This is a genomic window from Streptomyces sp. NPDC006012, assembly GCF_042871185.1.
In the GTDB taxonomy this organism is placed as follows: domain Bacteria; phylum Actinomycetota; class Actinomycetes; order Streptomycetales; family Streptomycetaceae; genus Streptomyces.
Window position 1 is genome coordinate 1 of the sequence record NZ_JBIAIE010000036.1, and the last position, 26,881, is coordinate 26,881.

At 71.2% G+C, this 26,881-nt stretch carries 21 protein-coding genes and 4 pseudogenes; 12 read left to right on the forward strand and 13 right to left on the reverse strand.

What is annotated here, in order from left to right; all coding sequences use genetic code 11:
• From ACFYPJ_RS35865 to ACFYPJ_RS35875, 3 genes and pseudogenes are all read right to left on the reverse strand, one after another.
• Positions 1-635 (reverse strand): annotated as a pseudogene (locus tag ACFYPJ_RS35865) (alpha-mannosidase); the annotation flags it as partial.
• 106 nt (positions 636-741) lie between these two features.
• Complete coding sequence (locus ACFYPJ_RS35870; protein ID WP_389025808.1) at positions 742-1,839, reverse strand: Gfo/Idh/MocA family protein; 1,098 nt, start codon at positions 1,837-1,839, stop codon at positions 742-744.
• A complete protein-coding gene (locus ACFYPJ_RS35875; RefSeq protein ID WP_389025809.1) occupies positions 1,824-2,480 on the reverse strand; it encodes a ThuA domain-containing protein in 657 nt (218 codons plus the stop codon). The genes ACFYPJ_RS35870 and ACFYPJ_RS35875 overlap by 16 nt, the downstream gene beginning before the upstream one ends.
• A 573-nt stretch (positions 2,481-3,053) precedes the next feature.
• Here ACFYPJ_RS35875 and ACFYPJ_RS35880 point away from each other — a divergent pair.
• Positions 3,054-4,300 (forward strand): annotated as a pseudogene (locus tag ACFYPJ_RS35880) (glycoside hydrolase family 71/99-like protein); the annotation flags it as partial.
• Between the two features lie 45 nt (positions 4,301-4,345).
• Here ACFYPJ_RS35880 and ACFYPJ_RS35885 read toward each other — a convergent pair.
• The 4 genes and pseudogenes from ACFYPJ_RS35885 to ACFYPJ_RS35900 form a co-directional block, all read right to left on the reverse strand.
• Entirely contained in the window at positions 4,346-5,980 is a 1,635-nt protein-coding gene (locus tag ACFYPJ_RS35885; protein WP_389025810.1) for an ROK family transcriptional regulator, read from the reverse strand.
• Positions 5,977-6,510, reverse strand: a complete 534-nt coding sequence (locus ACFYPJ_RS35890; protein ID WP_389025811.1) for a helix-turn-helix domain-containing protein — start codon at positions 6,508-6,510, stop codon at positions 5,977-5,979. Before ACFYPJ_RS35890 ends, ACFYPJ_RS35885 begins: the two co-directional genes overlap by 4 nt.
• Before the next feature lie 112 nt (positions 6,511-6,622).
• Positions 6,623-7,072, reverse strand: coding sequence for a glycoside hydrolase family 38 C-terminal domain-containing protein (locus tag ACFYPJ_RS35895; RefSeq protein ID WP_389025812.1), 450 nt, complete (start codon positions 7,070-7,072; stop codon positions 6,623-6,625).
• A gap of 185 nt (positions 7,073-7,257) precedes the next feature.
• Positions 7,258-8,979, reverse strand: a pseudogene (locus ACFYPJ_RS35900) (alpha-mannosidase); the annotation flags it as partial.
• A 269-nt stretch (positions 8,980-9,248) separates the two neighbouring features.
• Between ACFYPJ_RS35900 and ACFYPJ_RS35905 the strand changes: the two are divergent.
• The 7 genes and pseudogenes from ACFYPJ_RS35905 to ACFYPJ_RS35935 all read left to right on the forward strand — a co-directional run bounded on the left by ACFYPJ_RS35905 (position 9,249) and on the right by ACFYPJ_RS35935 (position 13,291).
• Complete coding sequence (locus ACFYPJ_RS35905) at positions 9,249-9,854, forward strand: ABC transporter substrate-binding protein (RefSeq protein ID WP_389025813.1); 606 nt, start codon at positions 9,249-9,251, stop codon at positions 9,852-9,854.
• A 32-nt stretch (positions 9,855-9,886) separates the two neighbouring features.
• Entirely contained in the window at positions 9,887-10,606 is a 720-nt protein-coding gene (locus tag ACFYPJ_RS35910; protein WP_389025853.1) for an extracellular solute-binding protein, read from the forward strand.
• Positions 10,603-11,580, forward strand: coding sequence for a carbohydrate ABC transporter permease (locus ACFYPJ_RS35915; RefSeq protein ID WP_389025814.1), 978 nt, complete (start codon positions 10,603-10,605; stop codon positions 11,578-11,580). The genes ACFYPJ_RS35910 and ACFYPJ_RS35915 overlap by 4 nt, the downstream gene beginning before the upstream one ends.
• A 134-nt stretch (positions 11,581-11,714) precedes the next feature.
• Positions 11,715-12,239 (forward strand): annotated as a pseudogene (locus ACFYPJ_RS35920) (carbohydrate ABC transporter permease); the annotation flags it as partial.
• 145 nt (positions 12,240-12,384) lie between these two features.
• Positions 12,385-12,930 carry an NAD-dependent epimerase/dehydratase family protein gene (locus tag ACFYPJ_RS35925; RefSeq protein WP_389025815.1) on the forward strand — a complete coding sequence of 182 codons (546 nt, stop codon included), beginning with the start codon at positions 12,385-12,387 and terminating at the stop codon, positions 12,928-12,930.
• On the forward strand, positions 12,927-13,130 hold the full coding sequence (locus tag ACFYPJ_RS35930) for a hypothetical protein (protein WP_389025855.1): 204 nt from the start codon (positions 12,927-12,929) through the stop codon (positions 13,128-13,130). Before ACFYPJ_RS35925 ends, ACFYPJ_RS35930 begins: the two co-directional genes overlap by 4 nt.
• Positions 13,073-13,291, forward strand: coding sequence for a hypothetical protein (locus ACFYPJ_RS35935; RefSeq protein ID WP_389025816.1), 219 nt, complete (start codon positions 13,073-13,075; stop codon positions 13,289-13,291). The genes ACFYPJ_RS35930 and ACFYPJ_RS35935 overlap by 58 nt, the downstream gene beginning before the upstream one ends.
• Before the next feature lie 103 nt (positions 13,292-13,394).
• On the opposite strand, the gene ACFYPJ_RS35940 is transcribed toward ACFYPJ_RS35935, so the two are convergent.
• Positions 13,395-15,611 (reverse strand): RICIN domain-containing protein, encoded by a 2,217-nt coding sequence (locus tag ACFYPJ_RS35940; protein ID WP_389025817.1) that lies wholly within the window; start codon positions 15,609-15,611, stop codon positions 13,395-13,397.
• Positions 15,612-15,656: 45 nt separating this feature from the next.
• Positions 15,657-17,021 carry a ricin-type beta-trefoil lectin domain protein gene (locus ACFYPJ_RS35945; protein ID WP_389025818.1) on the reverse strand — a complete coding sequence of 455 codons (1,365 nt, stop codon included), beginning with the start codon at positions 17,019-17,021 and terminating at the stop codon, positions 15,657-15,659.
• Positions 17,022-17,326: 305 nt separating this feature from the next.
• On the opposite strand from ACFYPJ_RS35945, the gene ACFYPJ_RS35950 reads away from it, so the two are divergent.
• Positions 17,327-18,049, forward strand: coding sequence for a Type 1 glutamine amidotransferase-like domain-containing protein (locus ACFYPJ_RS35950; protein WP_389025819.1), 723 nt, complete (start codon positions 17,327-17,329; stop codon positions 18,047-18,049).
• A 98-nt stretch (positions 18,050-18,147) separates the two neighbouring features.
• Here ACFYPJ_RS35950 and ACFYPJ_RS35955 read toward each other — a convergent pair whose 3' ends face one another.
• From ACFYPJ_RS35955 to ACFYPJ_RS35965, 3 genes are all read right to left on the reverse strand, one after another.
• The gene (locus ACFYPJ_RS35955) at positions 18,148-19,359 is read right to left on the reverse strand and encodes an NAD(P)/FAD-dependent oxidoreductase (protein WP_389025820.1); all 1,212 of its coding nucleotides are present in this window, start codon (positions 19,357-19,359) and stop codon (positions 18,148-18,150) included.
• 294 nt (positions 19,360-19,653) lie between these two features.
• Positions 19,654-20,868 carry a cytochrome P450 gene (locus ACFYPJ_RS35960; protein ID WP_389025821.1) on the reverse strand — a complete coding sequence of 405 codons (1,215 nt, stop codon included), beginning with the start codon at positions 20,866-20,868 and terminating at the stop codon, positions 19,654-19,656.
• A gap of 86 nt (positions 20,869-20,954) precedes the next feature.
• The gene (locus tag ACFYPJ_RS35965; protein ID WP_389025854.1) at positions 20,955-21,146 is read right to left on the reverse strand and encodes a ferredoxin; all 192 of its coding nucleotides are present in this window, start codon (positions 21,144-21,146) and stop codon (positions 20,955-20,957) included.
• A gap of 355 nt (positions 21,147-21,501) precedes the next feature.
• Here ACFYPJ_RS35965 and ACFYPJ_RS35970 point away from each other — a divergent pair, with 355 nt between their 5' ends.
• Positions 21,502-21,966: a MarR family winged helix-turn-helix transcriptional regulator gene (locus ACFYPJ_RS35970; protein ID WP_389025822.1), complete on the forward strand. Its 465-nt coding sequence runs from the start codon at positions 21,502-21,504 to the stop codon at positions 21,964-21,966.
• Between the two features lie 240 nt (positions 21,967-22,206).
• Positions 22,207-23,139: a LysR family transcriptional regulator gene (locus tag ACFYPJ_RS35975; protein WP_389025823.1), complete on the forward strand. Its 933-nt coding sequence runs from the start codon at positions 22,207-22,209 to the stop codon at positions 23,137-23,139.
• Positions 23,140-23,194: 55 nt separating this feature from the next.
• Here ACFYPJ_RS35975 and ACFYPJ_RS35980 read toward each other — a convergent pair whose 3' ends face one another.
• Positions 23,195-24,787 (reverse strand): FadD7 family fatty acid--CoA ligase, encoded by a 1,593-nt coding sequence (locus ACFYPJ_RS35980; RefSeq protein WP_389025824.1) that lies wholly within the window; start codon positions 24,785-24,787, stop codon positions 23,195-23,197.
• Positions 24,788-25,133: 346 nt separating this feature from the next.
• On the opposite strand from ACFYPJ_RS35980, the gene oxc reads away from it, so the two are divergent.
• Complete coding sequence (gene oxc, locus ACFYPJ_RS35985; protein ID WP_389025825.1) at positions 25,134-26,879, forward strand: oxalyl-CoA decarboxylase; 1,746 nt, start codon at positions 25,134-25,136, stop codon at positions 26,877-26,879.
• Positions 26,880-26,881: the final 2 nt, after the last annotated feature.

The following is a 26,881-nucleotide window of genomic DNA, read 5'->3' on the forward strand; positions in this document are numbered from 1 at the left end:
CAGCGGCGGGCCGACTCCACGGGCAGCTCGGCCATCAGCTCGCCGAGCACCTCCAGGTCCATGACCAGGTTCCACACCGTCTCGTCGAAGACGGCCAGCCGCATCTCGCCGAGCACGTACAGCGGTGCGTCGCCCGCGGTCGCCTTGTCACCCATCGGCGTCGGCTGGAACGGCACTCCGCTCGCGTCGAGGTCGGGGTTGGAGGCGGCCTCGATGTGCCAGTGGACCTGCTCCCCGCCCGCAGCCGGCGCCCCGACGCGGACGTACGTATTGCGCGGGTGGAGTCCCTTGACCGGGGTGCCGTCGGGCCGGTGGACGAGGCCCTCGCACTGGAAGCCCGGCGTGCGCGGGGTGAAACCGAGGTCGAGTACGGCTTCGACGGTACGGCCGGCCCACTCGGCGGGAACGGTGCCGGTGACCTTGAACCAGCTGGTGCCCCACGGGGTGCCCCAGGGGGCGCCGGTGGCGATGGGGCGGGTGGGTGCCGCCAGGCCCTCGGCCACGGGGACGGGTTCGCCCGGGGTGGACCAGATCTCCACGGTCAGGGGTGTGGTGACGGGGTGGACTGCCGGCCGGATGCGTTCTTTGAGGACGCGGTCCAGGCGTGCTTCGACCAGGTTCCGGTCGTCGTGCATGAAGGGGGTCTCCTGTAGCTGCGGAGGTGCGCGGGCAGTCGAGGGTCGGTGAGCGGTCGGATGCGGTCAGCGGCTGCCGGTGACGGTGTACGGCGGCCCGCCTCGGTCAGTCGCCGGTCTCGGTGACCGGGGCCGGGCGCTCGCAGGTGCTGGTCACCTTGAGCGCACGGCCCTGGTCCGCCGCGTCCATGAGGGTGAGCATGATGTCCAGGACGTGCGCGGCGAGTTCGGCCGACGCGCGGTGCGCCCGCCCGGCCGACAGTGCCTCGGCCAGGTCGGCGAGGCCCGCGCCGCGCCCGGCGTCCCGGTAGCCTGCGGACACGGGCAGGGTCTCCCAGCCGTCTCCGTGGTTGATCTCGACGGCGCCGTCGAAGCCGTTCGGGTCGGGCACGGACAGCGAGGCCCCGGTGCCGTGCACCTCGATCCGCGGCAGCCGCGCGGCACGCACGTCGAAGCTCATGACGAGCGTGGACAGAGCCCCGTTCGCGTGTTCGAGGACGCCGGTGATGTGGGTGTCCACCTCCACAGGGATGGTGTGGCCCGCGCGGGGGCCGCTGCCGATGGTCCGCTGCTTGCGCGGCCGGGAGGACGCGCCGGTGACCTTGACCACCGGGCCGAGCAGGTGGACCAGGGCGGAGAGGTAGTAGGGGCCCATGTCGAGCAGGGGGCCGCCGCCCGGCTGGTAGTAGAACTCCGGGTCCGGGTGCCACGCCTCGTGGCCCTTGGTCGTCATGAAGGCGGTGGCCGCGACCGGGGTGCCGATCAGACCGTCGTCGACCGCCTTGCGCGCGGTCTGGGTGCCGGTGCCGAGGACCGTGTCGGGTGCGCAGCCGACCCGCAGCCCGGCTTCGCGCGCGGCTGTCAGCACGCCGTCGGCCTCCTTGCGGTTGGCGGCGAGGGGCTTCTCGCCGTACACGTGCTTGCCCGCGGCGAGCGCCGTGCGGGCGACCTCCGCGTGCGCGGCCGGGATCGTCAGGTTGAGGACGACGTCCACGTCGTCCCTGCTCACCAGGTCGGCCACGGTCGGCGCCACGGTCACCCCGTCCCCGGCCTGTGCCGCGACGGCCTGGGCGCGGCTTGGGTCGAGGTCGGTGACGGCGGTCAGCCGCACGGACGTCAGGCGCTCCATCGTCGACAGATAGGCGCCGCTGATCTTCCCGGCGCCAACGATGCCGATGTTCAAGGGCCTCAGCGGCTCGCCCACAGCAGTCCCCTTTCGGTCAACGTGCGGACCTGCGGCACGTCGAAGTCGTCGGGCTTGTGGCCGATGGTCGAGACGAAGACCCGTCCCGCGCCCCAAGTCCTGGTCCACACGGCGGGCATCACCGCGGGCCGGTCCCGGAGTTCGTCGGGCGGGAAGGCGGTGGTGGCCAGCACCTCGATGTGCGGGTCGGTGAGCACCCAGTACTGCTCGGTGTGGACGTCGAAGTCGCCGAGCCCCGCGACGACAGGGTGCTCGGCGCGCTCGGGCAGCACGTGCACGGTGTGGTCGTGGAAGCCCGGCGGATGCATGACGAACTTGCCACCGGTCAGCAGGTGGTAGGTGTGGTCATGGAAGCAGTCGACGATGCCGCCGTGCCAGCCGGCCAGGCCGGTGCCCGCGCGCACCGCGGCCGCGAGGTTCTCGCTCTGTTCCCGGGTGATCGTGCCCATGGTCCAGCACTGCACGATCAGGTCGGTTGCGGCCAGGCGCTCCGCGTCGTCGTACACCGCGAGGTCTTCGGAGGTCTCGACGACGAAGCCGTGTTCCTTGAGGAAGGGGACGAATGCGTCGCTGATCGTCACGGGCTGGTGCCCGTCCCAACCGCCGCGGACGACGAGCGCCCGCCGGGTGTCGGTGGTCAAGGTGATTGCACGCTCCCATCAGCGCCGCGCGGTGGGGCGCGGCGGTCGGGGTCGAGTGGTGTGCGCCCGACGGATCGGGCCGGAGCAGGAACTGCTCCTGACCGGCGGTGTCGGGTGTCCTGCCAACTGAACTTATGAACCGCCGCCGAAGTTTGTCAATACGTTGTAGTAACTCGGATGTCATGCGTTGCGGCGGGCGAGGAGGGAGCCCCGTGCCGGGCCGACGGGGCCGGGTCTGCACCGCTCCGGCAGCGGTGGGCCGACGGCACACCGAGGTGTACGGCGGCCCGCAATACCGTTCGCCCGCCCGGGCCGGCCCCGGTCGGCGGCCGACCGTTCACCGGCCGTCGCTCGCAGCCGGCACGGACAATTCCAGCCGCCGCACGAACGACTCCGGTGAACCTGTGTCAGAAAACTTATTTTCCATTTCCGTCGCCGACTCCACCCGTACCACAGAATTCCCGCCGCGCATATGAATCTACACAACAGCATTACCGCTTTAGGGATTGACGCCGTGTGGGCCACTGGGTTTGCTGGCAGCCGACAAAACTCCACCCCCACTGGAGGAACTCCATGGCGATCACCAGACGCAGGATGCTCGGCGGCGCGCTCGCCGCCGGTGCCGGAATCGGCACCATGGCCGCCCTGCCGCGGGCCGGCGCGGCCGAGTCGGCAGCCGCCGCCAGCCCGCCCGGCGATGTCGTCGGCAAGATCTCGGTCGGGTACCAGGGCTGGTTCGCCTGCCAGGGCGACGGTTCCCCCATCGACAGCTGGTGGCACTGGAGCCAGGACATGAGCAGGCCGCCGTCGCTGTCCAACACCACCATCAAGTCGTGGCCCGACATGTCGGAATACACGCGCGGTTTCACCACCGCGTATCCGAATCTCAACAGCGGCGGACCCGCCCAGCTGTTCTCGTCCTGGGACCAGCAGACCGTCGACACGCATTTTCGCTGGATGCGTGAGAACAACATCGACACGGCGGCCCTGCAACGCTTCAACCCCTTCGGATCGGAGGGGCCGACCCGGGATGGAATGGCGCAGACGGTACGTCAGGCGGCCGAAGCGAACGGGCCAAGTTCTACATCATGTACGACGTCACCGGCTGGACCTCCATGCAGTCCCAGATCAAGGAGGACTGGACGTCCAAAATGCAGGCCCACACCGCGTCCAGCGCCTATGCACGGCAGAACGGAAAACCCGTGGTCTGCATTTGGGGATTCGGCTTCAACGACTCGGGCAGGCCCTTCGAACCGGCCCCGTGCAAAGACGTCGTGGACTGGTTCAAGACCCAGGGCTGTTACGTGATCGGCGGTGTACCCACGCACTGGCGCACCGGTACGGACGATTCACGGGCCGGCTTCTCGGATGTCTACCATGCCTTCAACATGATCTCGCCGTGGATGGTGGGCCGAATCTCCAGCGCCGCCCAGTCCGATCAGTTCTTCACCAGCATCAATACGCCCGACAAGGCGGACTGCGACGCACACGGAATCGACTACCAGCCGTGCGTCATGCCCGGGGATCTCCAGGAGCGCCACCGCGCGCACGGAGATTTCATGTGGCGCCAGTTCTACAACATGGTGCGGGTGGGTGCCCAGGGCATCTACATTTCCATGTTCGACGAGTTCAACGAGGGAAATCAGATCGCCAGGACGGCCGTGAACGCGGCCGCTGTGCCCTCGGGTTCGGGGATCTGGGCGCTCGACGAGGACGGCACGGCATGTTCGTCCGACTACTACCTGCGCCTGACAGGTGACGGCGGCCGGATGCTCAAGGGGCAGATCGCCCTCACCGCCCAGCGGCCGACCGCTCCGGTCCGATGAGGCCGAGCGGGGCCGGGGCGGAGGTCGGTCTGCTTCGTCTCAGCCCCGCTCACGCCCCTTCAGCCGCGGGGTGAAGGTCGCGCGGAACAGCGTGGAGGCGGCGCCCACCGCCGCCGCTTCCGCGCTCAGCACGGAGCGCTCCACGTGGACCCGCCTCAGGCGGCGGGCGGTGGGGAACTCGTTGACGGCACGGCCGATCTCGTCGAGGTAGCAGTCGGCGACGTCGTCGGTGAAGAACGGGCCGCCCAGCACGATGAGATCGATGTCGAGCAGGTCGACGATCCCCAGCGCGCCCCGTCCGACGGCCCGGGCCACTTCGCGCAGCGCCGCGGTCGCGCCCGGATGACCGGCCGCGACCGCACGTCCGACGGCCCGGTGCGCCGCGGTGCTGCTGCGCCCCGGGGCGGCCGTGCGCAGTCCGAGCCGCTCGGCGAACTGCGGCACGGACACGGTTGGGTTGCACTCGGGCAGGATCTCGGGCCGGCCGTCCGCCGCGACGCGGTCCAGGGCGAGCGCGCACAACTGGCCGAACTCCCCCGCGTTCGCGCTCACGCCGCGGTAGAGGTCGCCGTTGAGGTAGAGGCCCGAGCCGACGCCGGTGCCGAGATAGAGGTAGGCGAAGTCCCGGGCCCTGCGGTCGCGTCCGATCCACCGCTCCCCCGCCGCCGCGGCGAGCGAGTCCTTCTCGATGAGGACCGGACAGGGGAAGTGCTCCTTCAGGAGGTCCAGCAGCGGCAGGTCCTGCCAGCCGCGCATCAGGGGCGGTCCGAGGACCGTTCCGGAGGCGATGTCGACCGGCCCGGGCACGGCCACGCCGACCCCCAGGAAGCCGTCCTCGCGGACCGCGCCGCGCGCCTTGCCGAGTGCTTCGTGGCCCAGGTCGACGGCTTGCGCCACGAATTCGGCGGGGTCGGTCTCGGCGCTCACGGACCGCGTACAGGTGCAGACGAGCGCGCCGTCCAGGTCGATGACGACGGCAGTGAGCACCTCAGGGTCGATGTGCAGTCCGAGCGCGTGCGCCGCCGTCCCGCACAGCCGCACCGGAGTACGCGGTTTGCCGGAGGTGGCGCGGCGCTGGGCGTCCTCGACGAGGACGCCGCGGTCGAGCAGCGAGCGGGCGATGCGTGACACGGACTGCTGGGTGAGGCCGGTCCGGTGGGCGATCTCACCGCGGGTAACGGTGCCCGCGTGGCGCACCGTCTCGATCACCACGCACTCGTTGAACGAGCCCAGGTCGAGTTGGTTGACCCCGCTGAACGCGGGCGCGTCCGGGGCCTGCTCCGCGCCGTCCGGCCGGCTCTGGTGCTCGGCGACGGGCTCCCGCAGCCAGCGGACGGGGCGGCCGTCCGGCTCCGTCGGACGGCCGAGCGCCGCCACCAGGTCGAGGAACACCCGGCGCGACGACTCGGGATGGCTCGTGCTGTCCAGGGCGATGAGCGCGTTCAGGAAACCGCGCCAGCTCGCCCGGACGCGCAGGTCGTGGTGGCTGACGGGTGAGCCGCCGGGCCGTCCGCCGGCGCCCGACCACAGGGCGACGGCATGCAGGGCGATGTCCGGGTGGCGTGCCGCAGCATCGGCGAGGAAGGCGGCGAACTCCTCGTCGCTCGCGGCGGGCTCCAGGCGCAGCCGGTCCAGTGCCCGGTCCAGCCCGGCCACCGCCCGCGCGTCGATCACCGTGGCAGCGGTCGCGGGGCGGCCGGTGTCCGCCCTTGTCCGACGAGGAGTACGGCGCGGTCCGCGTCGGCGTACAGGCCCATCACCCACACGTCGGTGCCGGGCAGGGGCGGACGGGTCGGGACGCGGGGAACGAGCGGCTGGTCCGGAGTGAGGTTCCAGCGTCGGCGGATCGCCGCCACGGTGGCGTGGGACAGGCCCGGTTCGCGGGCGACGGCCCGGCTGGCAGCGCTGCCGCCGGGCGCGAGCAGGGTCCGGGTGACGACCTCCGCCTCGTCGACGGTGACGGGTCTGCCGGTGCGCGGACGCTGCCGGAGGCCGGCCAGTCCGTCGCTGTGCCAGCGGTGGCGCCAGGTGCCCACGGTCTGCCGGGATACACCCAGCCGGCGGGCGATCTCCGCGTCGCGCCGGCCTTCGGCCGTCAGGAGCACGATCCGGGCGCGCAGGGCGAGGGCGCCCCCGTTCGCGGCCCAGTCGCGCAGTGTGGCACCGGTCTGCGGCGTCATGGTGTCCGCGCGGGGTTCAGGCACCGGGTGGCTCCTCGTCGGCCTCGGCTCGGGTGATCCGCAGCGTGCGGATCTCGAACGGACGGAGATTCAGCGGAATGCGGGACCCGGTGTGCGCAGCGGGCTCGCCGTTCTCCTAGTCGACCTCCGTGTCGACCAGCAGGGAGGGGCTGCCCGCGGTCAGCGTCAGGTGCTGGGTGAAGACGGAACGGCCGTTGCCGCGTCTGATCCGCACGGTCGCGACCAGGGGTCCGTCCGCGATCAGTTCGATCTCCTCGGCCAGGGTCAGGTCCTTGCGGGTGCGTTCGCTGCCCAGGGCGAGCGTGTGGGCCGGGTCGCTGGTGGGCTCGTCACGGTGCAGTTCCAGGAGGTTGCCGGCCCCCTCCGGGGCGATGGCGTCGCGTCCCGTGGCCAGGTCGACGAGGGAGCGGACCAGGCCGTCGCCGTCCACCGCGACGCGCAGCAGACCGTTGTCGAGGACGTGCCGGCCGTCCCGGGTGCGCCGGGCCGTGACCGGTGCCGTGCCGCCAGCGCGACGCCGACGGCTCCGGTGCCGTGGGCGGGGGCCTCGGCGAGCACCGCGCACCGGCCGTCGGCGAGCACCTGGGTGACTGCGGGCGGTGCGGCGGGCCCGACGGCCTCCCGGCGCGCACCTGGTCGGTCCCCTCTTTCGGGCCGGCCGGCTTCCCGTTCCAGCAGGACGACTTCACGGCGGCCGAACGGCGCGGGATTGTGCACCGCCGCGTCCCCGCGGGGTCCGATCGCGTGGTGGATCAGCCGGGTGAGCCTACGTCCGAGGTCGTGGTGGGTGTCCTCGGCGTCCTGCCGGGCCCGGGCGACGGCGGCGGCGGAGAGGATCCCGTGGCTCTGCTGGGTGAGGACGGAGGTCCAGATCCGCTCCAGCGCGTCGTACGGGTAGGGCGTACCGTTGCGGACCGCCGCGCCGGCCGACCACAGCTCTGCCTCGTGGAGCAGCGCTTCGCAGGTCCGGTTGGAGCGCTTGGTGCGTGCGTGGCTGGTGAACTCCCCGGTGTGCGGGGCGAGGTCGAGCGGCCCGCGCACGGTGGCTCCGGCGTCCTGGCCGGGCACTGCCGGGTGCGTCGGGTGAACGGCTCGGGTGAGGGCGTGCGGTCCGTGCTGCGGCGGGCCGTACGGGTCCGCGAGCCGGCCGGCCTCTTCCAGGGCGGCCCGGTCGGGATGGTGCAGGATCCGCGCGGACGGCAGGGGCGGACCGTCGTCGCCGGGCGGGTCCGTCGTACGGCCCGCGACCTCGACGAGCACACCGCTGCCGTCGATGCCCTCCCAGCGGAAGGACCGGTGCCGCGCCGGCCGGTCGGCAGGGGAGACCAGCAGCCAGTGCGCACCGGCGGCCCGCGCGATCTGCGGCAGTGCGGGCGAGACTCCGCGGACGCCGGTCAGCCGGACGCCGTCGCTGTCGGTGCCGAACTCACCGCGCAGGAAACGGCGCCCATGGGTGAACTGGCGCACCAGCGCCTCTCCGCCGGCCAGTTCGGTGGCGGACTGCGCCCACATGGCACCGACCGGTACCCAGGTGCCATCGGCGGTCATCTTGCGCAGCCGCTCGAACAACTGCGGCTCGTGCTGTTTCATCCAGGCGTAGTGCTGTACGTCGGGCGCGACGCAGACGAGGCCGGGGTACTCCTCGGCGAGGGCGGCGAGGGTGCTGAGGTCCCGGGCGGCGGCGCGGACCGCCTCGTGCAGGGACAGCAAGCCCAGCGGAACGGGTGCGCCCTGTCCCACCAGCGGGTACGCGACCGGATGGGCCCGGCCGGCGCCGCCGAGTTCGGGTGCCAGGGCGGCGCGGCCGGCCCGGGCGGTGCGGGCGACGGCACGCGGGTCGACGGCGTCCAGCGCCCGCTCCAGCGCGCCGCGGAGCCGGATCGCGCGCGGTGCGTCCTGCGGCAGGGACCGCTGGATCCGGTGCAGCGCCCGGATGTCGTGCAGCAGTCGCCACACCGCGTCGTCACGCGCCGCCAGGTCGGCGTGGCGCAGCCGCAACGGCGGCGGCTCGCAGGGGGCGTCCGCGACGGTGGCCTCGACCAGGAGGTGAACGGCCTCACCCCCGCGGGCACGTGCGGCCACGAGGACCGGGTCCGGATGCGGGGCGTGCAGTCCCCGCAGGGGTGCGCCGTACTCGTCCCGTACGAGCGCCTGTGGTCGGGTGACCGCATCGCCGCCCAGGTCGAACACGGCCTCGACGCGGCGGCCCGCCCAGCGTTCGGGCACCGTCGCCCGCACCGTGAACCAGGAGGTCGACCCCGGTCGGCCCCAGGTGTCGCCCGCCGCGAAACGGGCGTATTCGGCGCGCAGGGCCACTTGCGCGGGCACCGGTTCGCCCGGTAGGTGCCAGGCGCTCACATCGAGGGGGATGCGGAGCGGATACAGGGCCGGTCGCAGCCGTTCGGCGAGGAATGCGGCTATGCGCTCGTCAAGCATGGCGGGTCCCCTTCGCCTCCAGCCAGTGACCGCCATGTAAAATCAGGTGTGTTATCAAGTCAACGCTTCGCGCCGCTCGCATTGAATTTGCAGTTGAGCGCGTCGCCCATTGTTTCTGTCAGGCAAATTAGGTTCCGAATCGATGGGCTCACGTCAAATAAACAGCCTGACAAAACGAGGAACGAAAGGCGACAGGAGCACACGCCGGTACGGGCCGCCGACGGGTGGAACGAGGCGCGGTGTCCGGTTCGTGCGGACGGCGGGAGACATCGTGGCCGCGCGTTCCTCGGTGCGCTTCACCATCCGTGCGCCGCGCAGAACTTGGGCCTGCCGAACCCGTTGACGTAAATCAATCTGATGGACTTACATGTCGGCGCAGTGGCGCCGCCCGTCCGTCGCGCGCCCGACCCCACCGAGGGGGCCCGCCGTGCACAGACGCCGCGAAAAAGTTCCAGAAGGAGACCGGGATCTCCGTGAGCGTCGAGGCGTTCACGCCCGAAGAGGCATACATGACCAAGGTGCAGAGCGCCGCGAAGACCGGCGACCTGCCCGACGTCCTGGAGGTGCACTCCGACGGCGAGGGCCGCGTGCTGGGCGCGTCCGGCATCGCCGCGGACCTCAAGGACGACTACAAGGGCGCCTGGCTCGACCGCATCCAGTCCTCCGTGCACGAATCCGGTCTCGTCACCCCCGAGCGCTACGAGAAGTCGCTCAGCAAGAAGTCCACGGACAACGGCATCGAGAAGGGCGCGCGGTACAGCGTCCCGCTGACCATCGGCACGTTCGGCATCGTCTACGCCAGCAAGGCGAAGCTGGCCGAGGCCGGCATCAAGGAAGCCCCGAAGACCTGGGAGGACCTGCTCGCCGCCCTCAAGGCGACCACGGCGAAGGACCCAAGAACGGCGGCCTGACCACCGGTCTGAAGGCCAGGGGGCCCGCCGGCCTGAACTGGATCCTCCAGCCGCTCGCCTTCGCGCAGCTGGGCAAGAAGGGCTACGACGGTCTCTTCGGCAAGGACAAGAGCGCCGACTTCAGCTCCCCGAACGGCATCGAGGCCCTGTCCCGGTACGACCAGCTGACCCCGTACTGGACGCCCGGCACCCAGTCCCTCGACGTCGACCAGGCGGACCAGACCTTCGCCCAGGGCAAGGCGGCGTTCGACGTCGGCGGCACGTTCACACTCGCCTTCCTGCAGCAGAACGGCATGAAGCACGACGACGTCTACGCCTTCGGACTGCCCGCCCCCGAGCACGGTGCGGTCCCCGACCTGGCGCTCGCGCCGATGGCCCTGACGGGTGTGACGCTCAGCTCGGCGAGCAAGCAGCCGGAGAATGCCAAGGAGTGGATGGAGTTCCTCTCCGAGAAGCAGGTCGCGGCCGGGTTCGCGACCGACGCCACCGACCTGCCCGCCACCGACCTCGGCGCCGACGCCGCGAAGGCACTCGGCCCGACGCTCGACTCCATGCTCCAGACCTTCAAGGGCGCACCCGGGACCACCTACGACCCCAACCTCAACCAGAACATCCAGGCCCCCGGTTACGAGCAGAACGACGTCGGTGACATCCTCGCCGACCTGACCCCGCTGGGGCGCGCCTCCGTCGCGGACACCGCGCGCAAGATCAGCGAACTGAACCAGTCGTACTGGAAGGCAGCCGGCCAGTGACGGTCCGGCCCACGCTCTCCGCGAGCGTGGCGAAGGACCGCGCCGCAGTTCCCAGGAGCGCACCCCGGTGGCGCAGGGACTGCAGGTACGAGGCCCTCACGGGCTATCTGTTCGTCGCACCGGCCGTCGTGCTGTTCCTGGTGATGGGCCTCTACACCGTCGGCTACGGCTTCGTCCTGTCCTTCGCCAAATGGAACGGCTTCGCCCCGAACTGGGAATGGGTCGGCCTGGGCAACTACAAGGACCTGCTGTGGCACGACCCGGTGTACGCGCCACGGCTGCGGCAGGCCGCCGTCAACACCTTCTGGGTGATGCTGGCCGCTCCCGCCCTCACGGTCATCGCGGCCTTTCCGCTCTCGGTGCTGCTCAACCAGGTCAAGCGGTTCCAGAGCGTGCTGCGCTCGGTGTACTTTCTGCCGTACGTCACCAGCGGCGTCGCGGTGTTCTTCGCCTGGCAGTACATCCTGCAGCCGGACGGCGCGGTCAACAGCCTGCTCGGCGGCCTGGGTCTGGGCTCGTTCGAGCAGCCGCAGGGGTGGCTGGGCAATCTCTCCACGGCCATGCCCACGATGATCGTGGTCCTCGTGTGGGGACACGTGCCCGTGGCGATGCTGCTGTACCTGACCGGTCTGCAGGGCATCGACCGCAGTGTGCTGGAGGCCGCCGAACTGGACGGTGCCGGCTGGTGGCGGACCACTGCGTCCGTGGTGTGGCCGCTGGTCCGGCCGATCACGGCGATCGTCGTACTGCTGAACCTGCGCGAGGCGCTCCAGGGTTTCCAGACCTTCCTCGTGATGACCAACGGGGGACCCGGCGACCACACCAACGTGCTGGGCCTTGAGGCGTACCGCCTGGCCTTCCTGAAGAACCTCGCCCCCACCCTGGGCCTGGCCAGCGCCCTGGGCTGGCTGCTGTTCGCGGTCGCCCTCGTCCTCGCCCTGATCAACCTGCGAGCGCTGCGGAGCACGACATGACATCGATATCGACGGCCCGTCCCCGAGCGGGCCGCCCCGCCCTGCGACCGCCGTCCGGCCGGGCCCTGGCCCGGGTCGTCGTGGGCCTGCTGCTCGCCCTGTACGCGCTGGTCAGCCTGTACCCGTTCCTGTGGATGGTGTCGGCGGCGTTCAAGGACCAGGTCGAGGTGGTCAGCGGCGGGCATCTGGTCCCGCACCACCCGACGTTCCGGACGCTGATCGACACCTGGAACGAACTGGACTTCTTCGACTTCTTCGTCAACAGCCTCCTCGTGACCCTGTACACGGTCGTACTGACCGTGGCGTTCTACTCCGCAGCCGGATACGCCTTCGCGGTACTGCGTTTCCCGGGGCGCGGGGCGCTGCAGAAGCTGTTCGTCTCGCTGCTGTTCGTCCCGGGCATCACGGTGATGCTGCCGATCGTGCTGCTGGAGAACACAATGGGCATCCTCGGCACGCACTGGGGGCTCGTCCTGCCGTTCGTGAACGGGGGTGCGCCGCTGTCGATCCTGCTGATGACGGGTGCGTTCACCGCGGTGCCCGGGGAGCTGCGGGACTCGGCGCGGGTCGACGGCGCCGGCGAGCTGCGGATCTTCGCGTTCGTCTGTCTGCCGCTCGTCCGTCCCGCGTTGATCACCGTCGCGCTGCTCACGGCGATCCCCACGTGGAACGAGTTCCTGCTGACCCGGGTCTCCCTCAACGACCCGTCCGTGTACACCCTGCCGATCGGTCTGCAGGCACTCTCCTCGGAGAACGTGCCGCCGGGTCCTCGACGAGGCCGGACGGGCGGGCGCGCACCGGATCGTGGCGGCGTCCAGCCTCGCGGCCGTAGGTCTCGCCTGGTCGCCGGTGCCCGTCTCCCCGCAGTACGTGCCCCTCGACGAGGACCATCCGCTGCTCGTACGCGACCCGTACGGCCTGTCCAAGGTGGTCCTGGAGGAGACGGCCCGCAGCATACATCTGCGGTGGGGCACGGACATCGTGTGCCTCCGGTTCCCCTTCACCGGGACCGGACAGCGGCTCGCACGGCAACTGGCCGGGGTCGCCGCCAATCCGGGCGCCCACCGGCACGACCTGTGGGGCTGGCTGGACACCCGGGACGCGGCGGCGGTGATCCGCCGGGCCGTGGAGGCCGACATCACCGGCTGCCACGTCCTCAATGCCGCGGCACCCGACACCTCCTCCCCTCTGCCCACCTCCGAACTGCTCCAGCGACACCGTCCGGGCGTGCCCGCGTTCGCTCCGCTGCCCGGCCGCACGTCCCTGATCGACACGAAGGCCTGCGCGGATCTGCTCGGTTTCGCCCCGCGCCATTCCCGTCCGTCCGACCAAGGAGATCGACCCGGATGACCGCACACCCCAGACACCTGTCCCGGCGCGGACTCATCGCGGCCGGTGCCGCGGCGACGACCGCCGTCGCGGCGGGCACCGGCACCGCGTCAGCCACCGGCCCGCGCACGGTCTCCCCGCGCGCCCACATCTTCTACTACCCGTGGTACGGCTCGCCCAGGTGTACGGGCAGTGGCGCCACTGGCAGCAGGGCGAGCTGACCCCGCCCGGCGCGATCAGCTCCAACTACTACCCGCTGCTCGGCGCCTACGACTCCGGCGACCGCCGCGGAGCCGTCGCGCGGCACATGCACTGGCTGCCGCAGGCGGGCACCGGTGTCCTGACCCGTTTCGAGGCCGCCCGCGCACGGCGGCGCGGCTGACGGCGAAACCGGCACGGCGGGGACCCGCACGAAGCGGGTCCCCGCCACGCCGATCAGGGCGCCCGGCGGCCGGGCCGGTCTGGCCGGCCCGGTCCGTGAGCGGTTACGGGTAGCTTCTGAGGTTCGCGACGTTGCTGCCGGAGTTGGACGGGCCTCCCGTGTTGTTGATGACGTGGCTGATGGTTCCCGTACCGCCGAGGGAGACCGTCACCATGCTGGTGAAGCGCACGTTCGGGTTGTTCGGTGCCTCGATGGCGCGGGCTGCTGTCACGCCCGGGTTGACGTTGAAGTAGCAGTAGCTGCCCAGGCCGTACGCCTGGTGGCTGGTGACGGAGTCGGCCACCTTGTAGGCGGCGTAGCCCTGGGTGGAGCCGTTCATCCAGGCCGCCTGGTTGGGCGGGTCGTAGGGCATCTCGTTCTGGTAGAAGTAGGTCCGGCCGCCGTTGCCGTTCCAGAGGGTCTGGTACTTCTGGTAGTGCTCGACGAACAGGCCGTACATCGTGACGTCGTCGCCGTTCACGACGAGTCCGGTGTCACCGGTGTTGGTGTTCCAGCCGACGCCGTTGCCGTGGTCGGCACGCCAGATCCACATGTGGTCGCCGATCACGTTGTCACTGTTGACGACGAGGCTGGTGGTCGCCTTGCCGACGCCCGCGCCGCCGACGCGGAAGTACACGTCGTGCAGGGAGGTCGGGTTCGCCGCGTGCGAGGCGGAGGAGCCGGACGGGCCGACCTCGACCAGCGTGGAGGAGTTGGTGGTGCCCGCGTCGAAGAGGACACCGGCGATCTTCACGCCGTCGACGTCCGCGACTTTCATCGCGGTGACGCCGTTGTCGGGCACGAACGTGGCGAGACCGAGGCCGAGGACGACCGTGTCGGGGCGGGTCACGTTCAGGGTCTGGTCGAGGTGGTAGACACCTGGGGTGACCAGGAGGTTCTTGCCCGCGGCCAGGGCGGCGTTGATCTGCGCGGCCGTGGCGCCCTGCTTCACGACGTAGAAGGAGTCGAGGGACAACGAACTGCCCGCGGGACTTCCGCTCGCCCAGCTGGTCGCCGTGGAGTTGGTGCGCAGCGCCGGGACGAACACCTGGTAGTTGCCGGAGGCGTCCACGTACAGGAACGGCTTCTCCCGGGTGACCGGGCTCTGGGCGACCGTCGTGTACGGCGGGTTGGGGAAGCTGGTGGCGGGCACGCCCTGGCTGCCGACGAAGACCATGTTCCAGTTGGACCCGGTCCAGCTGCCCAGCTGCGAGTTGCGGGTCAGCCACTGCTGCTGGCTGCCCGAGTTGACCTGGCCGTCGATCTTGCTGTCGGCGAGGTATCCGCCGCTGGACCAGCCGCCGTCGTCCAGCGCGAGGTTGCCGCGCAGGTGCATCCGACGGTACGACGCCGCCTGCGAGACCGCCCAGCGGTCACCGCCGCCGCTCGGGTTGACGGACAGGTTCTCGGTGCCGCGCCAGAAGTTCTGGGTGGCGTTGCCCTGGAACCAGTCGGCCTCGGCGTGCACCGCGCCGTTGACGGTCACCGCATCGGGCGTCAGACCGAGCCCGAGCACCTGGGTGTAGAAGCCGACGTTGACGTCGGCGCTGTAGGTGCCCGGCTTGAACATGACGGCGTAGCGCTGGGAGCCGAACTGGTTGGTCTCCTGCTGCTGGAAGATCGAGTTCAGTCGGTTCTGGATCGTGGCGGACGACATGGACGGGTCGAAGACGACCACGTTCGGGCCGAGGTCCGTGCCGTCCGTGGGCGGAGTGGTCACGGGGGCCACCTGGAAGCGCTGGGCGGCGGTGCCGTTGCAGGTGTACTGCACGAGCTGCACGCTGTCGGCGACCGAGGCGCCCGGATCGTCCAGGCACTTGCCGCTGCCCCGGTTGACGAAGTGGTACGCGCCGCCGCCCTCGTCTACCGGCAGCCACTGCTGGTTGGCGCCGCCACCGTAGGCCCACAGCTGGATCGGGGCGTTGTCGATCGTGGACACGTCGGTCACGTCCACGCTCTGACCGGCGTCGTTGCGGTTGTTGATGCGGACGTAGCCGTCGCTGGTCGCCGTGAAGTTCCACTGCTGGGCGGTGGTGCCGTTGCAGCTGTACTGCTGCACCGCGGTGCCGTTTTCGGTGCCGGCCGCCCTGGCGTCGAGGCACTTGCCGCTGGCCGCGTTCACGACCGTGGCCCAGTCCGTGGGCAGGGCGGCGGCCGCCGAGGGCGCGGCGGCCCCGGTGGTCACCGCGCTCGACGGGGCGACCGAGAGGAAGGATGCGGCCGCCACGGTGACCAGGCTTGCGGCCAGTGGTCTGGTGGCGGAGCGCGGTAGTCGGAACACGAATCCTCCTTGCCGAAGGGATCGGCCGATGGCGGGGGGCTGCTGTCAGCCGGTGTAGGCGGCGAAAACGCGCGTGTAGTCCCAGTCGGACTGGTTGACGCCGGAGCAACTGTCGGCGGGGCCGCCGGTGCACGGGCGGTCCCGGTTGGCGGACCAGAAGGTGAGACGGGCCAGGTGGTGCTGTTGCGCGTAGGCGAGGATGGTGCGGAAGTCGGCCACCGTCACCGTCTCGTTGTTGTCGGTGATGCCGTTCATCGACGAGATGCCCATGTCTCGGTACGCCTGGTCGTCGCTGTAGCCGTAGGCGTTCTTCAGCGCGTTCTTGAGACCTTCGGCGGCCTGCACGGTGAGGTTGCCCATGTTCTGGCCGGCACCGCCGAAGTCGAAGGGCATGATGGCCCAGCCGTCGGTGGTCAGGCCGGAGGACGCGGCCCGGTTGATCAGGCTGGTGTCGGGGCCGCTCTGGTCGGTGCCGATGGTGATGTACACCTTCAGGCCCGGGTTGTTGGCCTTCACGGTCTTCAGCGCGTCGATCGTGCGCTGCTGGACGGTCGGGTTGCTGTAGGCGTCGGCCTCGATGTCGATGTCGATGGCCTTCAGACCGTAGGCGTTGATCACCTTCTGGTAGGCGGCGGCGAGTTCTCCCGCGCTGGAGCAGGAGCTCTCCAGCTTGTTGCCGCTGTAGCCGCCGAAGGAGGGAATGACGTCGCCGCCGTTCGCGCGCACGGTGTTGACGGTCTGCTGGTCGACGCCGCCGGTCAGCGGCCGGCCGCCGTCCCACTGCGGGTTGCAGTAGCCGTTGCTGAGGACGAAGGCGAGCGTGAACCACTTGACGCCGGTGGCGTTGGTGATCGTGGTCGGGCTGGGCGGGCTGCCCCAGCCGTTGTAGAGGTACGGCGCCACGGCCATGGGGGCGGCCGCCGGGGGGTTGCCGCCGTCGTCTGCGGCGGGCGCGGTCCACTTCTGGTTGGCGGTGCCCGTGCAGGACCAGATCTGGGCGCGGGTACCGTTGGCCGACGAGTTGCCGGTGGCGTCCAGACACTTGTCGGCCTGCGGGTTGACGATGTCGTGCGCGGCGGTGACGGTCCACTTCTGGTTCGCGCCGCCGGTGCAGGACCAGAGCTGGGCCGTGGATCCGTTGGCGGTCGAATTACCGGTGACGTCCAGGCACTTGCCGAGGGCGCGGATGGTGCCGTCGGAACCGACCGTCCACTGCTGGGCGGCGGTGCCGTTGCAGTCGTAGAGCTGGACGGCGGTGCCGTTGGCCGAACTGGCGCCGGCGACGTCGAGGCACTTGCCCGCCAGGCCGGTGATGGTGCCGGTGGCGGCCTGGGCGGGGGCGGCCGTGAGGAGGCCGGTGGACAGGGTGAGAGCGGCGAGGGACACGATCACGGGCAGTGGTCTGGCCATTGGGGGTTTGGCCTTTCACGCGGAGATGGCGGAGCGCGGTCCCAACACCATTGCGGCTCAAAGACGTTGGGCGCATTCCATGGGCTTTGTTTAAGGCGTGAAGCTAAAGGTCCGGACCAGTATCGTCAAGAGGTGAAGCGCGACCCCACCCACAATCGCCCCGATCCGCGATGAGTTGAACACCGGCGGGGGGCGTGTGTGCGGGGACCGCGCGTGCGGTATGACTTGCCGAGGGCATCGGTCGCCGGGCATCGTTCGGTACGCCGTCCGCTCCTCTCGGGACCGTCGGCTGAGGAGGTGTCCGCATGGCTGTCGTTCCCAGGCGTCGGCTGGCTCTCCTCGGCGGAGGTTTCTCCACTGACGATGACGGCCTGCTGGACGACTGGCTGCTGACTCAAGCCCGCAGATCCCGCCCCAAGGTGTGCTTCGTGCCGACGGCCAGCGGCGACGCCCCCGCGTATGTCCAGCGATTCCTCCGGGCGTTCCGGTCACGCGACTGTGAGCCCGGTGTCCTGTCGTTGTTCCAGAGGCAACTCGATGACGAAGCGCTGCGCACCTTCCTCCTCGATCAGGACATCGTCTATGCGGGTGGCGGCAACACCGTGAACCTGCTGGCGGTCTGGCGCGCGCACGGCGTGGACCGGCTGCTGGGCGAGGCATACGACCGCGGAACCCTCCTGTGCGGTATCAGCGCCGGTGCCAACTGCTGGGCCGAAGGTTCACACACCGACTCCTTCGGGCCGCTCACCTCTCTGCCGGACGGATTGGGCCTGTTGTCCGGTTCGGTCTGCCCGCACTACGACAGCGAACCGGGCCGCCGTTCCTCGTATCGAACGGCCGTGGCCACCGGTGCGCTTCCTGCCGGGTGGGCGCTGGAGGACGGTGTGGGTGTCCTGTTCACGGACGGTGTCCTGACGGAGGCGGTGACCCGCAGGCCGTCTGCCCGCCTCTGTCAGGTGACACTGGACGGCACCGGTCGAGCGGCGGAACGGGCCGTGGCATGTCGCCGGCTCGACGAGGCAGGGTGACCTTGTCGCGGGTCTGGGGCGGCCTCTCGGCCGGAAGAGGTCAGGGCGTCGTCACCGGGCACGCACCTCGGGGTGCCCGGTGACGGCAGGCGCGGATCTCAGAGGGAGGGGAGGGCTGCGGACACCTCGGGCCACGGGGTGCGGGCGGCCACCAGCGGGCGAAGGGCGCGCAGCGGCTTGGTCATGTTGACCCCCACGGCCGCGCAGACCTGTCCCTTGGCCCCGCACAGCGCGGTGAACCGGCGCTCGGCCAGGCCGCCGTCCACCACACGGAACTCATCGGCGCCCCTGGTCTGCCCATGGACCTGGATCTTCAGGTCGTACTGGTCCGACCAGACATAGGGCACGGTGGTGAACGCGGTGGCCGCGTCGCGGCCCGCCAGCAGGTTGCGGGCCACGGCGAGTCCCTGTTCACCCGCATTGGTGCGGTGCTCGACGCGCAGCCGCTGCCCGGTCGCCCCGTCCGGCCAGGAGGCGACGTCACCTGCTGCCCAGACGCCGTTTCCGGCGTACAGCATGGCGTCGCACTCCACGCCGTCACCGGTCGGCAGCCCGCTGTCCGCGAGCCACTCCACGTTGGGACGCGCCCCGATGCCGACCAGCAGGGCATCGGCTTCGAGTGTCCGGCCGTCGGCCAGCCGTACCCCGGTGGCCCGGCCGTCCTGGGTCAGCACCGCTTCGACCAGGGAACCGGTCACCAGCCGCACCCCGTGCTCGGCGTGCACCTCCGCGAGCATGCCGCCGACGTCCGTGCCCAGGGCCGTACCCATCGGTACCGCGGTGTCGGTGACCAGGGTGACCTCGCAGCCGGCCTGCCCGGCCACCGCGGCCGCCTCGGCACCGATGAAGCCGCCGCCGACGATGACCAGACGCCGGCCGGCGCCCAGGGCCGCACGCAGGTCCAGGGCGTCGCGCAGCGTGCGCAGCACATGCACGCCCTCGCACGTCTCGGTGCCCGGCAGACGGCGCGCGCGGACCCCGGTGGCCACGACCGCCTGGTCGTAGCCGACCCGCTCGCCGCCGGCCAGCACGACCTGGCGCCGCCCGGTGTCCAGTGCCACCGCCCGCTGCCCGAGCCGCAGGTCCAGGTCGAGCGCCGCCAGCGCCTCGGGCGAGCGCAGTCGGAGCCGTTCGGGCTCCCAGGTTCCGGAGAGCAACTGCTTGGACAGCGGCGGGCGGTCGTAGGGAACATCGGCCTCCTCACCGATGAGCGTCAGCCGGCCGGTGAAGCCCAGCCTGCGCAGCCCTTCCACGGTGGCCACTCCGGCGGCCGAGGCACCGACGACGACCACCCGTGCCGTTCCGGTCAACTCACACCTCCCTGTCGGGCGCCGGGCGGCCGGCGGCCCGCCCGCCCGGGAGCGTCCTGCCGCGGCCGGCCCCGGGCCGGCTCCCTCCGCGTCGCGCCGTGCGCTCGGCGTCGATCGACATATGTGCCCTGCCTTTCTGATGTGTTCGCCGGTTCACCGGTCGTACGGGGGCCATCGGCCGGCGGGACGGGTGCCCCGCGCCTGGCCGGGCGTGCGCGGGACCGGCCCACGTGGACGGGTGTCAGCCGCCCGCGCTCACCGGCCGATCCCGTCGGCGCGCGCTGCAGGCGCTGCTCACCAGGCGACGGGCAGCTCGTGGACGCCGTAGACGGCCATGTCGTCGCGGAACGGGATCTCCGAGAGCGAACGGTCCAGTCGGAGTCCCGGGAAACGGCGGAGCAGGGCGGGGTAGGCGATCTGCAGTTCCAGTCGCGCGAGGTTCTGGCCGAGGCACTGGTGCGGGCCGGAACCGAAGGCGAGGTGCCGCCTGGCCTGGCGGTCGACGTCGAGCCGGTCGGGATCCTCGAAGATCTCCGGGTCCCGGTTGGCGACGTCGGTGGCAAGGATCACCCCCTCGCCGGCGTGGATGGTGTGCCCGTCCAGCTCGATGTCGGCCAGGGCCACACGCCGCCGTCCCGAGTGCACGATGGTCAGATAGCGCAGCAGTTCCTCCACCGCTCCGGCCACCCGGTCCGGGCCCGCGTCCCGGACGGCGGCGAGCTGGTCGGGTTGCTGCAACAGGGCGCAGGTGCCCAGCGCGATCATGTTGGCCGTCGTCTCGTGACCCGCGACCAGCAGCAGCCGTGCCTGCTTGGCGCACTCGTCGCGGTCGCTGATGCCGGTGCGCAGGTACTGCACGGCGATCCGGCTGAGCAGGTCGGTGCCGGGGTTCTTCTCCTTCGCCTCCACCAGGTCGCCGAGATAGTCGACCATCTCCTGCGAGGCGGCCAGGGCCGCTTCCGGACTGCTACGGGTGTCGATCATGACGGCGCTGGCCCGCTGGAAGAATTCGTGGTCCTCGTAGGGGACGCCGAGCAGTTCGCAGATGACCAGTGACGGGAGCGGCAGCGCGAACGCCTGGACCAGGTCGGCCGGCGGTCCGGCTTCCTCCATCGCGTCCAGCAGTTCGGCGACGATCGCCTCGATGCGCGGCCGCAGGGCCGCTACGCGCTTGACCGAGAAGTCGCCGGTGAACCGTCGGCGCTGTGCGCTGTGTTCGGGCTCGTCCATGGTCAGGAACGTCCGGTTGTGCAGGCGGGTGGCCTCCGCGGCGGGGCTGATGCTCGGATAGCCGGAGTTGCGGTTGTCGGCGCTGATCCGCTGGTCGCGCAGGAGCGCGACCTGGTCCGCGTGCCGGGTCACCAGCCAGACTGTCGCACCGTTCCACAGGCTGGTGCGGGAGACCGGTTCCTCCTCCAGCAGTCGTGACCTGTTGGGGGGCGGGTCGAAGGGGCAGCCTGCCGCGCGGCGTTCGGCGTAGGTGTGGGCGGCGGTGGGCGTCTCGGTCATGTGATTCCCTCCTTGATGTGGCGACGAGCGGTTGCTCGCGGCGAACGACTCGACGACGAGCGGTGTTCAGCGCCTCCTGGCAGGTGTCAGGACAGCGTGATCGCGGCCGCGGGGCAGACCTGGGCCGCCTCCTCGACGGCCTCCTGCATCCCGTCGGCCGGCTCGGTCTGCAGGAGCACCACGACTCCGTCCTCGTCCCGCTGGTCGAAGACCTGCGGGGCGACCAGCACGCACTGGCCTGCTGCGCAGCACTTCTCACCGTCCACGGCGACCTTCACGGCGATCCCCTCCAAATCGATGCACTATGCATTACTTAACGAAAGTAACTCGACGCCGGGGACGTTACAACCACGCAGCCCGGCCCGGCACCGGGCGTTTCCGGACATCCGCCGGCGAGGACCGAGAGCGAATGTTTCCGGACATTCGCAAAGCGGCAAAAAGCGGCAACCGGGAGTGACGCCGCGCCTGGCCGGCAGGCGGTGGAGCGCCGGTCGGTACCGGCGCTCCACCGCCCCTTCTCCCCCGGGCGGGCCCGGGTCGGCGGTGCCGGTCGCGGGGCGCCGGGACCGGCCCCGGGACCACCGATACCGAAGGCCGGGCGCCGAACCGGGCGCCGTACGGCATCATCTGAACGTGGAGCCCTCGAAAACCACCGACACGACGCCTCTCGACGACCTGTACGCCGCACTGGCCACACTGGCGTACACGATGACCGGAAATCGTGCTCACGCCCGGCTGCGCCGCCAGGCCGGCGTTCCGGTCGACCGGGCGTCCCTGGCCGTACTGCGGGTGCTGGCGGCCTCACCGTCGCCGCTGCGTCTGGGCGAACTCGCCGACGCGCTCATGGTGAAGGCCCCGCACATCACCAGGGAGGTCCGCAGGCTGGAGGAACAGGGCCTGGTCGCCACCGTCCGTGAGCCGGGCGACCAGCGTGCCCGGCTCGCGGAGGCCACCGCGGAAGGCCGAGAAGCAGTCGTCCGCATCCAGGCGGCGGGCGAGCAGTGGCTCGCCGAGGCGCTGACGGACTTCTCCGGGGCGGAACTGCGCAGCGCGGCGGCTGTGATCGGCACCATCGCCGAGTACTTCCACACCTCCTAGGCGCTCGCCCGTACCGACCGCCCCCGGGCCACCCCGTCGGCCGTCGGCTTACCACCCCTGCGCTGTTGACGGATCACGGTCGGCAGCAGCCGCCGGTGGGCGTGCACGGCGCGGGCCGGACTCCGCTGCGGGACGTCCGCTGCGTCGTCCTGCCCGGGCCCGCAGGATGATGGGGGAAACAGCCGGTTCGACGGCATCCGCTTCACCGACGGCCACGCCCCGCGCAGGGAGGTCTCGCACATGTTGTTCCGGCAGCTGGAGTACTTCGTGGCGGTGGCCCGGGAGAAACACTTCGCGCGGGCCGCCGAGGCCTGCTACGTGTCGCAGCCCGCGCTGTCGGCGGCCATCGCCAAGCTGGAGCGGGAACTGAACGTCACGCTGATCAACCGTGGCCACAACTACCAGGGCCTGACCCCGGAAGGGGAGCGGCTGGTGGTCTGGGCCAAGCGGATCCTCGCCGAGCACGACGCGTTCAAGGCAGAGGTGGCCGCCGTCCAGTCGGGGGTCACGGGGACGCTGCGGCTGGGCACCGAACCCACCTCGTCGACCACCGTGGCCCTGCCCGTGGCCGCCTTCTGCGCCGCGCATCCGCTGGCCAAGGTGCAGATCCGTTCCCGGCTGCCGACCACCGACCTGGCCCGGCTGCTGCGGGAGTTCGAGCTGGACGCGGCGATCGGGCCGTTCCCGCCCGAGGAACGGGAAGGGCTGCTGACCGTGCCGCTGTACGAGGAGCGCTATGTGCTGCTGGCTCCCGAGGACCGGTTGAAACCCGACATCCGCACGATGACCTGGGCGGAGGCGGCGCAGTTGCCGCTCGCGCTGCTCACGGAGGACATGAAGATCCGCCAGGTCATCGACAGTGCGCTGGCGAGCAGCGGGGTGGAGGTCGCCGCCCAGGTGGAGACGGACTCGGTCGCCTCCTTGTACGCGCATGTGGGCGGTGGGGACTGGGCGAGCATCGTGCCGCACACCTGGCTGCGCGCGATGCCGGTGACCGGCCGGGCGCGGGCCGTGCGGCTGGTCGAGCCGGAGACCAGCGCGGAGGTCCAGGTGGGGATCAACGCGGCGGCCCCCGGGTCCCCGATCGCCCGGGCGTTCGTGGACGTGGCGACCCGTCTGTCGCTCGACGACTTCTTCGACCGGCCGCTGACCGGCGAGGACCGTCTCGGGTGACTCGGGCGGGCGCGGAGTCGGCACACGTACAGGGACATGTGGACCGGGACATGTGTCAGTCCGGGTACCGGTCCACCAGCGACCGGCGGTCCAGTCCGCCCTTGGGAGTGTGCGGGAGGCCGGCGACGACCTGGAGCCGTTCGGGTATCTCGAAGGGGGCCAGCCGGTCACGGCAGTGGTCCAGGATCCGGTCCGGCTCGGTGTTCTGGCCCTCGCCCAGTACGACGGCGGCACCGACCCGCTGGCCGTACGTGGCGTCGGCGACGGGGAACACGGCCGCTTCGACGACACCCGGGCACCCGGCGAGAACGTCCTCGACGCGCTCCGGCGAGATCTTCTCACCGCCGCGGTTGATGAGGTTCTTGATGCGCCCGGTGAGGTACACACAGCCGTCCGGATCGAGCAGGCCCAGGTCGCCGGTGCGGAACCAGCCGTCGGCGAAGCTGTGCGCGGTCTCGGCGGGGTCGGCCAGGTAGCCACGCGCGACGGGCGGACCGCTCACCCACACCTCCCCCGGCTCGCCGGACGGACACGGTCGCCCGTCCGTGTCGACGATGCGCAGGTCCACCTCGGTCGCCGTGCCGACGGATCCGCGCCCGCGGTGCCCGTGCCGCGGCAGTGGCTCACTGGTCGTCTGGTGCGTGGACTCGGTCATTCCGTACGCGCTCAGCACCGGCACGCCGAGCAGGTCCTCCAGCGCCCGGGCGGTGGCCGCGGGGAGCGGGGCGCTGCAACTGCGCACGAACCTCAGCGGCTGGGTCTGCCGGCCCGGATACTCCTGGGCCGCCCGCGCCAGCAGGATCTGGTGGATGGTCGGCACCGCCGTGTACCAGGTGGCGCCCGCGGCCCGCATGTCGTCCCAGAACGTGTGGGCCGAGAACCGGCCGTGCGCGGGCAGCAGGACCCGTCCTCCGCTCGCGAGGGAGGACAGGAGCGCGGCGAACAGCCCGTGGCCGTGGAACAGCGGCATCACCGCCACCGTCCCGTCGGCCGGGTCCAGCTCGTAGGTCGTACAGACGCCGGTCACGCCGGCGACCACGTTGGCGTGGGTGAGCGGGACCATCTTCGCCCGGTCGGTGGTTCCGGCGGTGAACAGGACGAGGGTGTCGTGGCAGGTGAGCTCCCCGGCCGCGCCGGCGCCGCGCGGCGCCGGCCGCGCGGCGGCGTCCAGGGTCACCGTGGCGGTCCCGGACGGCAGGACCCGGACGCGCACCGGCCAGGCGGGCACCCTTGTCCCCGGCGGGCCGTCGGGGGCGGCGGGACCGGTGAGGAGCGCCCGCGCGCCCAGCGCGGCCAGCCGCGCGGCCTTCTCGGGCGCGGGGAGCGCCGGATCCAGCGGGCTGGTCACCAGCCCGGCCCGCGCGGCGCCCAGCAGGGCGACGACGAATTCGACGGTGTTGGCGCAGACCAGACCCACCGGGTCCCCGGGCCGCAGATCCGTGTCGGCGAGCCGCGCCGCCATGTCGGCGGCCAGGCCGTCGAGCACGGCGTAGGACAACCGCACGTGGTCGGCGGTGACGATCAGCGCCGGTGTGCCCGGCCGGTCCCGGACGGATCCGGCGATCAGATCGGTCAGCCCGGTGACCGCAGGGGGCCGGTAGCGGGTCCGGGTCGTCGTAGCTGCGGATGCCGTGGCGGACGAGGCCATGGCCATCACCTCCTGGCTCCCGGTCACGGGCGCTGTCGCGGTGGGCCGTGAGGCCACGTCCGCGCCGTCGGGACCCGATCTCCGCTCAAAGGACACGTTCTGCTGCCGAGCGTGCGTCACGCAGGCCCGCGGGTCCAATACGCAGGGGTGAACGCCTGACACACGGCGCTTATCGATCCAGCGTGGCCGGGGTGTGCGGAGGGCTCCGGGCGCTTTGACAGCTCTCGCTTATCAACCGGTCACCCACGGGTCTTGGACACGGCCGCATGACCTACCGAACAGTGGAGCAAAACGCACCAAACCAGCGCATGAGGTGTCAGCCCCGCATCCGATGAGGAGTCCCGTCATGGCCACCGCCCCCGCACCGCACACCCCGCAGCTCTCCAGCCGTGCCCCGGAACTGCTCACCGACGGCAACCACCTGATCGTGGACGCGCTCCTGCGCAACGACGTCAAGACCATCTACGGGGTGGTCGGCATCCCGGTCACGGACCTCGCCCGGCTCGCCCAGGCGTCGGGTATCCGGTTCATCGGCTTCCGGCACGAGAGCGACGCCGGGCATGCCGCGGCGGCGGCCGGATTCCTGACCGGAAAGCCGGGCGTGTGCCTGACGGTCTCCGGCCCGGGGTTCCTCAACGGGCTCGTCGCGCTCGCCAACGCCACCACCAACTGCTTCCCGGTGGTGCAGATCTCCGGGTCCAGCGTGCGCGGCATCATCGACCTGCGCCGCGGCGACTACGAGGAGCTCGACCAGTTGGCCACGGCCCAGCCGTTGGTCAAGGCGGCGTACCGGATCGACCGGGCCGAGGACATCGGACGCGGGCTGGCCCGCGCGATCCGTACGGCGGTCTCCGGTCGTCCCGGAGGGGTGTATCTCGACCTTCCGGCCGCGGTGCTCGGTGAGGTCATCGACACGCGGCAGGGGGCCGCGTCACTCCCCCGGATCGTCGACCCTGCGCCGCGCCAGCTCCCGCCGGTCAGCGCCGTGGACCGCGCGATCGATCTGCTCGCGGGCGCCGAACGGCCACTGGTGGTCCTCGGCAAGGGCGCCGCGTACGCGCAAGGGGACGACGCGATCCGGGAATTCGTCGAGCGCAACGGCCTGCCGTTCCTGCCGATGTCGATGGCCAAGGGCCTGCTTCCCGACGACCACCCGCAGTCGGTGGCCACCGCCCGGTCGCTCGCCCTGCGGGAGGCCGACGTCGTCCTGCTCGTCGGCGCACGCCTGAACTGGCTGCTCGGGCACGGCGAACCGCCGCAGTGGAGCCCGGACGCCCAGTTCATCCAGATCGACATCGATCCCACCGAACTGGACGGCAACCAGCCCATCGCCGCCCCTCTCGTCGGAGACGCGGCCTCGGTGATGGAACTGCTGGTCGAGCGGACCAAGCCGGGTCAGATCACGGTCCCGGAGGCATGGCGGACACAACTCGCGGCACGCTCGGCGCAGAACGTCGCCAAGATGTCCGACCGCATCGAGGCGGCCCGGACCGCGCACCCGATGAAGTTCCTGGGCGCGCTGCAGGCGATCCGCGGGGTGCTGAGGGACCACCCCCGCGCCTACGTCGTCAACGAGGGCGCCAACGCGCTCGACATCGCCCGCAACGTGCTCGACATGCAGGTGCCGCGCCACCGGCTGGACTGCGGCACCTGGGGGATCATGGGCATCGGCATGGGATACGCCATCGCCGCGGCAGTCGAGACCGGCGATCCGGTCGTGGCCGTCGAGGGTGACAGCGCCTTCGGCTTCAGCGGCATGGAGCTGGAGACCGTCTGCCGCTACGGCCTGCCCATCGTCACCGTCGTCCTCAACAACAGCGGTGTCTACCGCGGCGACGACGTCTCCGCCACCGCGGATCCCGCTCCCACCTCGCTGCGGGCCCAGTACCACCTGATGATCGACGCCTTCGGCGGCCGGGGCTACCGGGCGACGACCCCCGCGGAGGTCTCCCGCGCGCTGCGCGAAGCCCTCGTGTCCGGCCGGCCGGCCCTCATCGACTGCGTGATCGACCCCACGGACGGCACCGAGAGCGGCCACCTGACCAGTCTGAACCCCAAGGGAATCGACAACACGGCCCGGCCGGCGGCCTGACA